At 57.0% G+C, this 13,568-nt stretch carries 15 protein-coding genes; 6 read left to right on the top strand and 9 right to left on the bottom strand.

Features of this window, described 5'->3' with window-relative positions; translation table 11 throughout:
* The first annotated feature begins 126 nt into the window (after positions 1-126).
* Positions 127-318, top strand: a complete 192-nt coding sequence (locus GGD67_RS27470; RefSeq protein WP_179737269.1) for a CsbD family protein — start codon at positions 127-129, stop codon at positions 316-318.
* Between the two features lie 337 nt (positions 319-655).
* Here the strand turns inward: GGD67_RS27470 and GGD67_RS27465 are convergent, their stop codons facing one another.
* The 3 genes from GGD67_RS27465 to GGD67_RS27455 form a co-directional block, all read right to left on the bottom strand.
* Positions 656-1,750 (bottom strand): hypothetical protein, encoded by a 1,095-nt coding sequence (locus GGD67_RS27465; RefSeq protein ID WP_179737267.1) that lies wholly within the window; start codon positions 1,748-1,750, stop codon positions 656-658.
* Positions 1,645-2,460, bottom strand: coding sequence for a LuxR C-terminal-related transcriptional regulator (locus GGD67_RS27460; RefSeq protein ID WP_179737265.1), 816 nt, complete (start codon positions 2,458-2,460; stop codon positions 1,645-1,647). Before GGD67_RS27460 ends, GGD67_RS27465 begins: the two co-directional genes overlap by 106 nt.
* Before the next feature lie 406 nt (positions 2,461-2,866).
* Positions 2,867-3,490, bottom strand: coding sequence for a response regulator transcription factor (locus GGD67_RS27455; protein WP_179737263.1), 624 nt, complete (start codon positions 3,488-3,490; stop codon positions 2,867-2,869).
* Positions 3,491-3,873: 383 nt separating this feature from the next.
* Here GGD67_RS27455 and GGD67_RS27450 point away from each other — a divergent pair, with 383 nt between their 5' ends.
* Complete coding sequence (locus GGD67_RS27450; protein WP_179737261.1) at positions 3,874-4,149, top strand: hypothetical protein; 276 nt, start codon at positions 3,874-3,876, stop codon at positions 4,147-4,149.
* A 168-nt stretch (positions 4,150-4,317) separates the two neighbouring features.
* Complete coding sequence (locus GGD67_RS27445; RefSeq protein WP_179737205.1) at positions 4,318-4,524, top strand: hypothetical protein; 207 nt, start codon at positions 4,318-4,320, stop codon at positions 4,522-4,524.
* On the opposite strand, the gene GGD67_RS27440 is transcribed toward GGD67_RS27445, so the two are convergent.
* Positions 4,502-4,717 (bottom strand): phasin family protein, encoded by a 216-nt coding sequence (locus GGD67_RS27440; protein WP_246784196.1) that lies wholly within the window; start codon positions 4,715-4,717, stop codon positions 4,502-4,504. The two genes, GGD67_RS27445 and GGD67_RS27440, sit on opposite strands and share 23 nt — an antisense overlap.
* Before the next feature lie 976 nt (positions 4,718-5,693).
* The gene (locus GGD67_RS27435; protein WP_179737258.1) at positions 5,694-6,002 is read right to left on the bottom strand and encodes a hypothetical protein; all 309 of its coding nucleotides are present in this window, start codon (positions 6,000-6,002) and stop codon (positions 5,694-5,696) included.
* A 355-nt stretch (positions 6,003-6,357) separates the two neighbouring features.
* Between GGD67_RS27435 and GGD67_RS27430 the strand changes: the two genes are divergently transcribed.
* Positions 6,358-7,044 (top strand): helix-turn-helix domain-containing protein, encoded by a 687-nt coding sequence (locus GGD67_RS27430; protein ID WP_179737256.1) that lies wholly within the window; start codon positions 6,358-6,360, stop codon positions 7,042-7,044.
* Between the two features lie 425 nt (positions 7,045-7,469).
* Here the strand turns inward: GGD67_RS27430 and GGD67_RS27425 are convergent, their stop codons facing one another.
* The 3 genes from GGD67_RS27425 to GGD67_RS27415 form a co-directional block, all read right to left on the bottom strand.
* Positions 7,470-8,450 carry an ABC transporter substrate-binding protein gene (locus GGD67_RS27425; protein WP_179737254.1) on the bottom strand — a complete coding sequence of 327 codons (981 nt, stop codon included), beginning with the start codon at positions 8,448-8,450 and terminating at the stop codon, positions 7,470-7,472.
* Positions 8,451-9,205: 755 nt separating this feature from the next.
* Positions 9,206-9,520, bottom strand: coding sequence for a hypothetical protein (locus tag GGD67_RS27420; RefSeq protein ID WP_179737252.1), 315 nt, complete (start codon positions 9,518-9,520; stop codon positions 9,206-9,208).
* A gap of 156 nt (positions 9,521-9,676) precedes the next feature.
* Complete coding sequence (locus GGD67_RS27415; RefSeq protein WP_179737250.1) at positions 9,677-9,850, bottom strand: hypothetical protein; 174 nt, start codon at positions 9,848-9,850, stop codon at positions 9,677-9,679.
* Positions 9,851-10,100: 250 nt separating this feature from the next.
* Between GGD67_RS27415 and GGD67_RS27410 the strand changes: the two genes are divergently transcribed.
* Together GGD67_RS27410 and GGD67_RS27405 are read left to right on the top strand one after the other, a co-directional pair.
* Positions 10,101-11,330 (top strand): MASE4 domain-containing protein, encoded by a 1,230-nt coding sequence (locus GGD67_RS27410; protein ID WP_179737248.1) that lies wholly within the window; start codon positions 10,101-10,103, stop codon positions 11,328-11,330.
* The gene (locus GGD67_RS27405) at positions 11,317-11,685 is read left to right on the top strand and encodes a sensor histidine kinase (RefSeq protein ID WP_179737246.1); all 369 of its coding nucleotides are present in this window, start codon (positions 11,317-11,319) and stop codon (positions 11,683-11,685) included. The genes GGD67_RS27410 and GGD67_RS27405 overlap by 14 nt, the downstream gene beginning before the upstream one ends.
* A 260-nt stretch (positions 11,686-11,945) precedes the next feature.
* Here the strand turns inward: GGD67_RS27405 and GGD67_RS27400 are convergent, their stop codons facing one another.
* Positions 11,946-12,917, bottom strand: coding sequence for an ABC transporter substrate-binding protein (locus GGD67_RS27400; protein WP_179737244.1), 972 nt, complete (start codon positions 12,915-12,917; stop codon positions 11,946-11,948).
* Positions 12,918-13,568 lie beyond the last annotated feature (651 nt).

Below are 13,568 nucleotides of genomic sequence, written 5' to 3'. Positions count from 1 at the left end.
CGCAATCTATGTTCTTCGCCCGCCGGCACGGCCAAATCTTGATGTGCACGAGAGGTGCGCGTCTCGCAGGAACGACCGCGCAACGGTTTCGTTGTGTTCGTCTTCGGGCAAGAAAGGATAACGATCATGGACCGTGAACATGTAAAGGGCGCCGCCGACAAGGCAAAAGGCGCGATCAAAGAGGGTGCAGGCAAGCTTACTGGCGACAAGGACCTGGAGGCCGAAAGCAAGATGGATAAGGCCAAGGGATCCGCCCACAACGCTGCGGGAGACGTGAAGGACGCCGCGCGGGATGCCGCTGACGCCCTCAAGAAATAAATAGAAGAAGGAAGTTTCTGAAACTGGCCGCCGCAGGGCGGCTTTTTTCTTTTCTGTCACGTCCAGGTCAAGTTTTCTGGGCCCCTCTAAGCTTGGGGTTGGGACTTCCGTCGGCGCTTGATCGGAGGTGCCGCTCTGCAGCGCCGGCTCGCCTTTCGGCGGCGGCATGATTGAACAGGTCGAGCACTAGACAGAATGCAGCGATTTCCTACTGTTCGATTCCTCCATCATCGTAGCACTTGAGCGTCTCGGGGATGATCGCGTCAACTGCGCATTGCGATGTCAGCAGGGCAAAAAAGCGTTTGAACCACGACCCGGCCGTGGGATTAGTGAATTGCTAAACAATCAGATCGTGAGCCGCATGGAGATTGGCGTGCCATGAGTGATCGTGGTGCGCATCTGCAATAACAATTCCGTCAGCATCCTGGACCAGCTCCGGCCCCTCGCGTGCAACGGAATGCTGACCATCTCCATAGGCTTTGCGATTTCCGTGGCTCAGTTGTTGAAGGTCATACATTTCTGAAGACGTATTGTCGGCGCCACTCTTAAAACGAAAGGAATCGCCAAGCTCGGTCCCAACGGCTGATTTGGCCTGATCTGCGTTTTCGGAAGAAGGCCCGCCCCTTCCTTCAGTCTTAATCTTCAAGGCCGAATGTGCGTCGTTGGCAGAATTTACCAACGCCGTTGGTATATTCTGCTGCGGTTTGCCAGTATCTAAATCACTTGCCTGTGGATGCTGTGCGTGTTGCTTGCCGGCCGCGGAGCCATCTTCAAAAGTCTGCAAATCGCCGTACGCCTGTTCGCGATTCGAATCTTCTCCCGGGGCCTCATGCTTGGCGTGCCCCTTGGCGGCTCCGGAGGCGTTGTCGGATTCATGCAGGGCCTTCTGCGATTGACCGTGATTTAAATCGTCTCCCGGGGCCTCACGCTTAGCGGCTTCGGAGCTGTTGTCGGAAGCGCGCAAATCGGTTCCCTGATTTGATCCGTTATCCCGGCCTGTCTGCGTTGGGTCACTTTGCGAGGCTTCGCTCGCGGCCGCCGCAACAACATCAACGGTTCCGGAACCTCGGGGAATAGGAATTTCTCGGGCACTGCCGCTATCCTCCCCATGGGCATTGCCGACATAAAGCTCGCTGCCGTCTGTGGCGATTGTATCGCCTTGGGCGAACTCGAATGCCCTATCGTACACGGCCGTGCCGCCGGAATTTGCGAAGCCGGGAAGTGCGGATGTCAGTCCGTTGGCGTCGCTTGCGGTAGATGAAGTGACAATGTCATCGCCGAAATCGAACGCCTGCGCGGCGTGGCTGACACCATCGAGCTCGTAGATCAAGGCGGCGAAAGCTGCAACCATGAAGATGCTGTAGCTGCTCGAACCCGGCCTCGGCGCGTTGAGTGCTGCCTGCGCAAATTGGCTCGCGGCAACCTCGGCCACGGGGTCGACGAGTTTGCCGGTCGACGATGACGTCCCAGTTGCGGCGCCGGCGCGGTCCTTGCTCGCGCCTCTGGCCGGGGTGCCACCTGATACAGCTTCCTTGCGGCTGATTTTAAAGGTGACGATCTCCGCGCCGCCATTTGCGACCTTGATCGTGGAACTTTCGGTTGCGGCGTGACCGGGCGAACATCCAACGCTGCCAGGATCGCAACTGTCAGAATACTCATCGCGCCATAACGGCGCGACAGTGCCAGCGCGGCGAGCTCGTGCCGGCTGTTGATTCCAAGCTTTTGGCGCGCGTGGTCGATGTGAGTCCTAACGATCCCCAAAGAGACACCGAACACCCGAGCAATTTCACTGTCCGACAAACCTTCGGCGATGAGATCCATGATCGTCCGCTCGTTGACGGTCAGAAGCGCCAGAACATTATTGCCGAACGAGGCGATACCATTAGCTTCGTTGCCGACACTCGCCAGGTCTGACCCCGGTTTTCCCAGCCTCAGGAACTGCACCAGCGCTTCTGGCTTGGCGTTCATCGAAATCGCACCGCAAGTACCGGTCGCCAGTGCCCTGGCAAGATTGCCGCAGGCGACAGTCGCAGTGAAGAACACCAGCCGGGAGGAAAGGGCTTCGTCGTCCACGACAGCGAGGATATCGGACGCGGTTACATCGGTGAACCCGTCCTCCAGTAACACCACGTCGGGCGTCAAGCTACGAATCGCCGCAGGGCAACTAGCTCCATCAAGACAGCACGCAACTACTTCGAAATCGGGCTGCGCTCCGAGTAGCGATGCAAAACCCTGCAGAACAATGGGACGTCGATCTGCTATTACAAGTCGAATGCGACGCATGGGCTTCCCTCGCTCGGCCTCGCAACACAACATGAGAAGCGGCGACTTAACTCCGCTCGGCCGATTGGGTTCCAAATTGTCTAATGGGGGTCGTGCGGACGCTTCTGACGATGAGTTCAATCAGTTCGTGGGGATAACTTCATATGGCTCGCCCTCTTCGCCGTCGCGCGCGCGCGTCAGAGGTCGTGCCGCTCAAGTGCCAACAGTGAGCAGGACTCTCTCCGATGTCGCTGCTGCGTGAAAACTGCCAAAAGCAGAATCCCGGTCACCGGTGCAAATCGATCTCGACTGCGATCCGGACCAGGTCGGAGTGATTTCTAGCGCCGAGCTTGGACTTCAGCATGGAGGTCGTGTTGGCAACGGTTTTATAGGAGATGCCGAGTTCGGACGCGACTTCTGAAATGCGGTCGCCACGCCCCAAATGCCGCAGGATCTCAAGTTCGCGTGGGCTCATCTGCGTCAAGGGACTGGCCTTGATCGCCGCGCCCGCGAACGTCGTCGCTTCCGCCAGACGCGGTGAGACGAAGCGCTCCCCGGCTGCAACCTTCCGAATGGCCTTGGCCAGGAGCCGGAGATCATCGCTCTTTGAGACATATCCCTGAATGTCCATCTCCACAGCGCGCATCACGAACGCCGGATCCTCACTCTCGCTGAGCATGACTATTTTGGCGGCAGGATCATCCCAGCGGATTCGCCGGGTCAACTCGAAGCCGGTAAGGTCGGGAAGCCACACGTCAACCACGGTGACGTCGGGATGCTTCTGCAAGTACACACGGTGGCCCTCCTTTGCATCGGAAGCCTCCAGGATCGTGACGGAAGGGTCCGAAGCGAACAAGGCCCGGCAGCCGGTCAGGACAACGGGATGGTCGTCGACGATTAGTACCCGCATTTCGATCTGGTCCTCATTTGCACGTGCTCGCTTCCTCCAGTTGTGGAGGCCGTCGCGAGCACTTTAATGGTTCAAATATGAGCGGGACGTGGAGCGAACCCGCAAAAGGAGTGCGAATTTCAGAAGATTTGGAATGTTTATTCCTTTCGGCAGAGGCCGCTGCTCCCTATCGCGTTGATGATCCTGAGCGCGCAGTTGTCCGGCGCGAGGGCGCTTCTCGCCTTCTCCTAATCAGTTCGAGGACGAAAATAACCGGGGCCCCGCACGCGCCCTCGAGGAAACCTAGAACCATCGCCGTAGCAAGCCACCCGGCTTTGAACACCGCGCACACCGTGGTCGTTGATGTGATCCGAAGTTATTCGCCTTGCTAGGAATATCGCAGCATGTGGAACTGGATGATGCTGGGGCTAGAAAGCAATCGCGTGATCGGACTGCGCCTAGCGAAGTTGATGCGCGGTGGCAAAGCGGCCCAACGTGAAGCCCAGCGCATGGTAAGTGAAAAAGTGCTGGCGGCAGCGAAGGCCGGTACAAGCCTGATGGCTGGCGCATCGGGAGACAAGATTGTTGAGCAATACCGAAGGAAGGCCGCGGCAAACGCCGGCAATCTTACCTGGAGTCAAATCAATGAGCCGCCGAGGTCGAGATCCGTCACGCGATGATCTCGTCCGCCTGATCGTCCGCACGCCCTTGCTGCAGTCGGCCTGAAGCCGGCCCGATCAATCTTAACTCTCTTTTAACTAAATACTGGAGATGGCGACCCCTGCGCGGTAGGGTGTGACCCGGTACGTCCGCAATCACTGCGGGCCTTGAGTATTGGAAGCCCCGGAATGTCCATCGCCGACGCCGAGTTCGCCCCGGCAGAGATCGCGCTGAAGCCGCAGCTTCCACCCGGCGTCGTGCCAAACGCCTCAGTCGCAAGCGAACGCGCAAACGAAAATCGCGCTGAATTCGCCGGGGCGGCAAGAGCGGCTTGCCCCCTGCCGCTCTCTCCGTTGAACAAGTCCGCCCTGCTTAGCGTGGGATCTGATCCATAGTTTTTTTAATCTGCTTCCCGGTATCGTCAGCCATTTTGAGCGACAAGTCGGCAATACGACGGCTGCTTTCCAGAGCGGTCTCCACTGTCTCCCGTACCATGTCACTCTGCACCGCCGCAAAGTCCTGTGGAGTTCGGCAGGTCCACAACCTGTTCAAGTGCTCGATGTGCTTCTCAAATTGTTGACGAACCATCTGGAGGTACTCTTGGGACATTCCCCCATCAATTTGGCGGCGGCTGTACCACTGTAAAGGAGCGTCTGCGCGTTGCGAGCTGACCGTTCGGTTGCCGCCGTTTCCTTTTGCGCATCTTCTTCAGATAAGCCAAGCGTGCGGCTAAATTGCTGGCTTGACCGTCCCATTAGTGAGGTCGCCGCCTCGAGGCTGGAGCGCCAGGTCTGCTGTAACGTCTCAACATTTTGCTTGAGCATATCAGCACTGGCCCGTGCCACTTCTTCGCCGGCTTCAGCCGCGCTTGCCCGATGCGCGTAGTCTGCTCCGCAGCCCTCTCGCCTGTACGGCGGGCTGCTTCTTCCATGTTTTGCGTCGATCTCTCTTCCGGACGCGGGTTTGCCATCTTTGGTTCTCCAACGTTTGTGTCGATGACTCCCTCAGCCTATTGTGCAGAAACGCCACCCTGATGAGACCGTTCCTGAGACTTCCCAATCTTCCAGCTTGGCCGATCTCGCTCGGAATTATAAGCGAGGGTTTACTGCACCTCGTTCCCGCCGCAACGTATGTTGCTCAAGAAGAGCAGCAGAGGGCTCTCGCCGGCTATTCTGTCGTGAGCCGACGAAACCAACGGTGCGGTCGTGAGACAGGTCAGCATACTTGATCAACGACGGCTGATTGCGCCGAGAAGTAATATCAACGTCAAAGCGATGATGGCGAGGAAAATGCGATTCATGGGCATTCACCGCTGCGCAGCCCCGAGCATAGGCTACTCTGACAAGCCGGCCGCGCCACGCTTGATGCTCGTAGCGCCTACGCCCCAATGCCCTGCTGCTAGTAGTAGAGTTCCCGACCCATACTTTCGGAGCCGAACCCCGAAACCAAGAAGAAGGGCCGTTGTCTGGTCCGCGCTTAGCGGGGATCGTCCGCTGTTCGCCTTCGCTGGTATCTGGACGATGCGCGGGGCCAACAAAGAGGATCGCGCGGCGGCAGCGTAAAATTATGGACGCGCGTTGGATGTCGTCCAGAGGATGCGCAGCTGCTCCAGCACGGGGGTGATATCGTTATGGATGAACTTGATCATGATCGGTATCAGTCGCGGCGCGTGTTGCCGGATATGGTCCAACTGCGTCGGGCCAAAATCGTGGCCAAGCCGATTGCGGATTTCGCGGGCCCCAGCCGACGCCGGAAGTGCGGACATGGAAATCGACTGATCATAATATTGACCTCGCCGCCGCGTCCGGCGCCATGTCACTTCCGGTGTGCCCCGATCAGAAGACCATATCTGAGCCAAACCGAACTTCGCCATCGGGCCAATTGCAGACGTCCGCCGTCCGTCAGTTGGGCTTGTTAGAGGTGGCATCACTGCGTTCGGACTGGCTTGGCTGGACGACGTCTTTGAGCCGTATCGTAAGTTTTCGAGGCTCAAAGTAACGCGACCGTCGGGCCCCTCATCAATGACCAGACGTCTTCCATCCCCTCGGACGCCATCTTCTGCCTTGTGCCGAAAGCCGCGAAGGTATGATCCCAAACTTTAGCTACGAGAGTTCTCGGACTTCTCTCAAACAGCGCAGCAATCGGGTCTTGTCCTTTAGTACAATGACTATAAGGACAGGCGTGAACTAGCCTCTGAAATGTATAGAGCATGCACATTTGGGGGGCCGATGTTTGTGCGCACTTCAACCGATGGGACTAATCGGCCAACCACGCTCAGTGATCTCGGTATATCGAGCAGTTCGAACCAGCTCGTTTGCCTGAGCGAGTTCACCTACCAAAAAGGCACTGAAATCTTCGGCGAGGGAGAGCCTGCCGAGTATATATACCAGATCAAGCTAGGAGCCGCTCGGAGCTACAAAATGCTCAATGATGGGCGGCGACAAATAGGCGCATTTCATCTCTCTGGGGACATCTTTGGATTGGTGAACGGTGATTTCCACCGGTTCACAGCAGAAGCCATAGTTCAGACCACCGTACGGCTCCTGAAGCGCCACAGGCTTGATGATGCTGCTCAGAGTGACAGCGTACTCGCGCGAGAGCTACTCGGCCTAACCACGAAAAATCTGCAACATGCTGAAGATCACATGCTTCTTCTGGGTCGCAAGGATGCCGTCGAGCGCGTCGCGGCATTCTTAATAGAAATGGATCAGCGAAGCATCCCTACCGGCGTGATGGCCTTGCCAATGACGCGCCGTGATATTGCGGACTACCTTGGGCTGACCATTGAAACTGTTTCCCGTGCATTGTCGCGACTGCGTCGGGCCGGCGTACTCGAGTTTACTGAGGCCAACCAACGCGAAATCAACATTCTAAACCGGAAAAAGCTGCACGCATTTGATCTTCAAAGTCATTGAGCGACTTGACTGCGCCGCACCAAATGACGCTTGGGCCATTGGCTTAGGACGGACAGCACCTCAATTCATTTTGCGGCGGAGCTTCTTGATGACCTCCCGCAGACTTTCCATGTATTCCTCGATGACCCGTCGTGCCTCCTGAAGGCGCGTAGGTTCGGGAGGTGTCTCCCTGTTTGGGCCTCGTTCGTCGGTTGGCGTCATGGCTCGACAGTTCGACGGGTACCGATTGGCCAATTGATCTAAATCAAATAATGCCTCTGCCATGAGCTTAGAGAACTCCGACTTTCTTCTGCAACGGGGTCATAAGCGGTCGTCCGGCGAGCGCGGCCCCGCGTCTGCTCTACCGACGATAACGGACATCACGACGGGATTACCATCGTTCGGCTAAGGGCCACAAGCAGACTCGTGCATCGCAACTTTGCGACTCATTCGATTACTTCATCTACGCGGGCCAACAGCATAGGGGAAACATTGACGCCCAGAGCCCTCGCCGTCTTTGAGTTGAGAACCATGAAATATTTCGAAGCTTGCTCCACCGGCAATTCAGCAGGCGTAGCTCCCTTAAAGATTTTGTCGATGTAGAAGGCGGCACGCTTATAGAGATCGTCTAGATCCGCCCCGTAGCTGGCCAGGCCGCCCGCCTTCACGTTGGCCCTATTTGCGAATATGGCAGGCAACCGATGCTTCATTTGAAGTTCGGCCACCAGCTCAGCTTGCACGGTGTATAGAGGCGATGACAGGACTAGAACGCCGTTGCATTGATTGTGCGCCATGGCTTGAAATCCGTCCTGAACTTCTGAGACGGTGCTGGCTGAAGCAGGCACGAGCTCCACTCCGAGCGTTCGTGCTGCGCGATCGACCGCCTCAACAGCGGTCGGATGCGAAGGTGTGGTTGGATTCCAGAGCAAGCCGACGCGCTTGGCACCGGGAAGTATTTCCTTCAAGATCTCGAGTTCTTTCACGGACACTTCTGTGAGAAGCATGGACATGCCCGTTATATTGCCACCGGGCCGCGGGAGGCTCGTTACGTCTCCAAGCCCGACCGGGTCTGCGTGCTGAGCGAAAACGATGGGAATAGTGGCAGTTGCGCGCCGGGCGGGCCCTACCTGGGTGGACGCAGGCGCGAAAATGACGTCGACCTTCCTGTCGATGAGTTGCTTTGCGAGATCAAAGGTTTGATCGACTCGATCAGCCCATTGAAAATCAATTCTGAGATTCCTGCCCTCGACGTATCCTAGATCGCGAAGACCGGCGCGGAAAGCCTTCACTTCGCTCGCCCAGCTCGATGCTTCGCCAAATCCCAGATACCCGATCTTCCAAACCCTTGGCGATTGCTGTCCAAGCGACAGCGCCGGCCAAATCAATGCCGCTCCTCCCACAAGCGTCATGAAATGTCGGCGTTTCATGCGGTGTCCCCAAAGGGGCCGTTAGCTTAGTTCAATTTTGCTCCGGATCCAACCTGAGAGGGACCGCTGGGGCAAAGGCGACCCTTGGCAGCTTCATGAAGGAGGTCTGCCGGTGCAAGGCCGACACAGGCCACTTGCGCCGTCGCAGAAGCGACCGCTCAGGTTGAGCGAGGCGAGCAAAAACATTTGCCAGGACGTGAACCAATTCACATCTGACGAGGCCGGGCGGCGGCAGTATCAAAGCGGTACATTATCAGAACCAAGGCCGGGGAATAATTCACGCCCGAACGGCGATACTGGCATTGGAGCCTGGATCGACGAGCACGGGCTGACAGCCGGATCAGCCCCGTTCGACGATTGCCAACGCTTCTGCTACGGAGTGCTCAATGAGTGGCGAACGGTGGCCGTACTTTGCCGGCGTTGCATCAATCATCTTAGCGCTATCCTTTGCGTACTTGCTTGAACGGAAGTGCCAAAGAGAACTTGCATTTCAGCGCTCCTTTCCATCCGCTCTGTCCGAGCTAATTGTAGGAAGCGAGCCGATTAGGTGTTGGTTCAACAATTGACCTATGTGGAGGCTGACTTCTGCTCCGGGTCAAAGGCAGCCCTCGTTGACCAGCATGAACTTGGTCGGGTCACCTGTCGGAAGCGGACACCCTTGCGCTTCAGGCTAAGGTCAGCACGGGCCAATAAGCGACATCCCGGGCCTCCTTGCCAAAGTCCATTTGGTGCCGCCGCCTGAACCGTCTTACAATCTACCGTGGTGTTGGATTGCGGCCATGGTGCAGGAGGATTGACCAATGACCAGCAGGTATTTTGAAGAAAATGTATTCTCGCACCGCCCTTGTGTCGCCAGCCGCAGCAGCACAGATGCCGAATGCATGGATTTCATGAGGCAATGCGCTGCTCGGGCTCTTGACGATATTCGTCATCATCGAAGAAACCGCCTCGCGCATACGGCCTGCGCTCAGAAGCGCGAGCGCGGCTTCCTTGCTCAGTTTGAGATGTTCTTCTCGCGGTAACATTGAAGGCAGGTGGCGGGTGATGACGTAATACAGCCTGTTCCTCATTGGCTTGGCAGTCAATCCCGTGAGAGTGCCAAAAGCAACGGAGCCCAGCGCCCTGTGCTATCGCGCGATGTCCATTGAGGAGCGGTGAGCGGACGTCCGGCAGATGCGGCGCAACTTCGCAGTTGGGCCATAAGCAGAAGAGCCCGTTGCTCCTCTCTAAGGTTTCTCCTCCGCGATGATGCTCTCTAATATCTCGTATTGGCTCGCGAGCGCCGCAAGGCTTTTTGCAATATTCCTCAACACAGCGGCTCTCCTCAGAGACACCGCGTCGCCGGCGGCCCGCAGCCGATAATTCGCAGCCAGCGCCCGACACTCATCTGACGTATTCATTGTGTTTTTTCCTGCGCATTACGCAGGAAACGAACGCGGATCATTACCAGATCACCTGCATAGCGGCCTCTACCGGCGACTCTTACTACTTTATCCCGAGCCTTAACAAATGATAGAGCTGCAGTCGAACTTTTTCGTCGCGGCGCTTTGCTGCTTGTCGTTCGCGATGGGTCAGAAGCGGCGGCGTTGTAGACATTTGGCCACCTCTCAAACATCCGATAGGTGCGAACATCCGTCACGAAGGTGAGATGTGAACGCGAATCCGCGCCAACTTACGATAGCCGGAGACCACGAGCTGCCGCTGGTGGTCGCTTTGATGCCATATACCCCACGACATCGAGCGGTGGCCTTGGCTGTCGTGGCCGCCATGCTGATCGTCTGGGTGTTTGTCACTCCCTTGGCGAATGTACAAATTGGTCGGATAGATAGTTTTCTTCCCCTTGTTCAGACGGTCATGAGTGCAGCAGATCTGCTGACTGCAACCCTCCTGTTCGCTCAATATTGGGTGCGGCCGCGGCGCGCTTTGTTGCTCATTGCTAGCGGATACATTTTCGCCAGCTCGTTTGCCTTTCGGCAAACACTGAGTTTTACAGGCAGCTATGCACCCAACGGGCTTATCGGCGACACCTACACCACGCCGGCTTGGTTTTTCGTGCTTTGGCACACAACATTTCCCCTCAGCATTCTTGCCTATGCGCTGCTCAAGGAAAGAGGCAATCTGTCGTTAGAATGGAGAATGGCCGACATCGCGATCACGCTCGCATGTGTGTTAGGAACGATAGCTCTGTTGTCATGGCTGGCGATAGACGAAGTCCAGCATCTGCCGCAGTTCTTCACCACGGGTCTCATGCTGCAGACGCGACTTAGCAATCAAATCAACATCGGCCTCACGATACTGGGGAGCACCGTACTCCTGGTGCTTTTCATCCGCAGGCGCACGGTGCTCGATCTCTGGTTGATGGTGACAGTGTTCGCGGCGATTCCTAACTTTTTGGTTGCGGCTTACGCGGGCGCTGCTCGATTTTCCGTAGGTTGGTACACCGCTCGTGGATTTGCCCTGGTTGCAAGCTGCCTGCTGCTGTCCGTCCTGGTCACGGAAATGACAGTGCTCTATTCGCGGCTGGCCAGTGCCTTGGTGATGCAGCGCCGCGAGCGCGGAAACCGCTTCGTGAGCATCGATGCTGCCACTGCCGCGATTGCTCATGAGATCAATTCGCCGCTTGGATCCACTGAATGCAGAAACCGCTCAGCGGGAGCTGGACGCGCACCGTCCCTGGCTGGAAGAGGTCAGAGCGATCCTCAGGGAAATCGTAGAAGCCGGACTAAGGGTCAACGAGACTATCACAAGCGTTCGCAGCTTGTTCAAGGATGCGATCGACAAGCCCGCCCTGATCAGCATCGACAACGTCGTAGGCCAGGTGCTGCGGCTTTTGCAACACGACTTGCGAGCCAACGAGGTGATCGTCATGACGGAGTTTGAGGTCGAAGAATCCTTCGTCAATGCCGATCCGGTACAGTTGCAGCAGGTCATTCTGAACTTACTCAAGAACGCCATCGAGGCGATGGCATCCACCCTTCGCGACGGCCGCCGATTGAACATCGGCACGCGGGTTGTGCGAAACGGGACCGTTCTCTTGTCCATTCAGGATACCGGCACCGGAGTGGCCCCACAGAACGAGGACCGCATCTTCGATCCATTCTTCACGACCAAGCCGGAGGGCATGGGATTGGGATTGGCGATCTGCCGCACGATCATCGGAGGTATGAGGGCCGCCTCGTTCTTGCCAAATCAGGGCCTCGGGGTTCGACGCTCGAGGTCACACTGCCCGTCGTAAGCCGCTAAGATGAGGAGCTGTTCTGCTTTGGGTCCTGGCTGTGTAAAAACGCGAGAATGCGAAAGACGGATAGAATAGCGTTCTTCAGTTCGCCGTCTAACTCGAAGTCGCTTGCGAACATGAGCGCTAGATCGGCCTTGGACGAACAACTTCTTCTATCGCTCTCATCTATCTCGGCGTTTTCACACAGCCAAGGTCAAAAGCAGAAGGTCGGCGGACGCGCGACAAGATCGCTGCAGGCCGACATCGGACGTAGAGCCTTATTCGATCACCTCGTCTGCACGGGCGAGCAGTGATGGCGGGATTTTGATACCTAGGGAGCGCGCGGTTGCTGAGTTGAGAACCAAACTGAACTCCGTGGGCTGCTGAATGGGCAAATCCTCCGGCCGAGCGCCTCCTAAGATTCGCGCGGCGTAAGTGCCGGCTTTTTCAAAAGTTGCGACAAGGCTCGGCCCGTAGCTCATCAGGCCACCGGCGGCCGGAAATTCGCGGAATTCATAGGACGCCGGAAGCGAATGACGATCAGCCAATGCGACAAGTTGCGCACGCAGGTTGAAAAATATCGCATCGTTGCCGACGAGGACCGCCCCGACTTGAGCACTAACAAGGTGCCGGAAAGCGGGTTCTAGTTCATCTTGGTTGCGCGCCTTGGCTACTTTCAAGGTCCGCCCGGTCGAGCGGGCAATTTCGTCAATTTCCTGAAGCAAGTCTTGATTGTCAGGGTTTACCAAAAATCCGACGGTAGCCTTTTGTTGGAGCATCTCCTGGATCAGTTCGAGACGCTTGAGGACAAGTCTCGCTGTCATCATAGATATGCCCGTGGCGTTGCCGCCGGGATGAGCGAAGCTCTTTGCGAGTCCGAGCTTCACGGGGTCTGACGCGATTATGAATACGATCGGAGTGGTTGAAGTTACCTTCCTTGCCGCGAGCGCAACCACATTGCCCCCTCCGATGATCAGCGCTGGGTTGAAATGCAAGAGCTCCTGAGCGAGCTCCAGAAGCCTACTGTGGTTTCCTCGTGCCCACCTACGCTCTATCGTAACGTTTCTTCCAACTACGTACCCCCTCTCCGCAAGACCTCTTTCGAATGCTGCGTCATAGGGACTCGCCACGTCAGGGGAACCCACCGACAGCACACCAATAACAGGTGCCGCTGAACGTTGCGCGCTCGCCGCAAGCGGCCACAGAGGTGCCGCGCCGGCAAGAAGCGTGATGAACTCCCGCCGTCTCATGTGCGCTCCTAAGCTCTCTGGTGAAGGCATCGTAGCGGTTCAGTCGGGCTCATTGAAAGTGGCTAGATCAAAAGTGTTGCATCCGCCATCCGCGACAGACTTCTGCCTGCCCCCCCAGCTCCACGAAGCGAGAAACACTTTGATCTCGCTCGTAAAATTCCAAATGGCAAGCCAAATTGCGACAGCATTACTGCTACACATTTCGTTCTGCCGTGGTTGCTGACCACGTCGATGCTTGAGGAGATCACAGACGCCGACGGTGCTCACATCCCCGCCTCAGGCGCTGGCGACCGCAAGGATGATTTCGACCCGGGCGGTTGAGGGGTTTGAGTGCAGGCTCAGACTGTCTTGAGCAAATCTCGTCCGCTCTGCCGCAATGAGCGGATCTCCGTTAGACCACGCGCAACTTCGCTGATTGGCCACGAGCGGGCATATGAACTGAAGCATAGATCGGCTGCAAAAGTGACTCTCATGGCGAAGAGCGTTATCAGCTTTTTCGCAGTACTCCCCTCATTTTTCCCGTCTAAACTCGCTTTTAGAGTGTCGAGCCCAAGCTTACTCAGGCGCATGCGGATGGTTGCGGCTACGACCGGCGGGGCATTGGCTCGTCTTCTATCAGTTCGTTCGCGAGCAGTTTCCAGAGCACGCGCG

Origin of the sequence: Bradyrhizobium sp. IAR9, from assembly GCF_013408065.1 — a bacterium.
In the GTDB taxonomy this organism is placed as follows: Bacteria; Pseudomonadota; Alphaproteobacteria; order Rhizobiales; family Xanthobacteraceae; genus Bradyrhizobium.
Note: the sequence above shows the minus strand (reverse complement) of the source record. Positions and strands in the feature narration are given on the sequence as shown.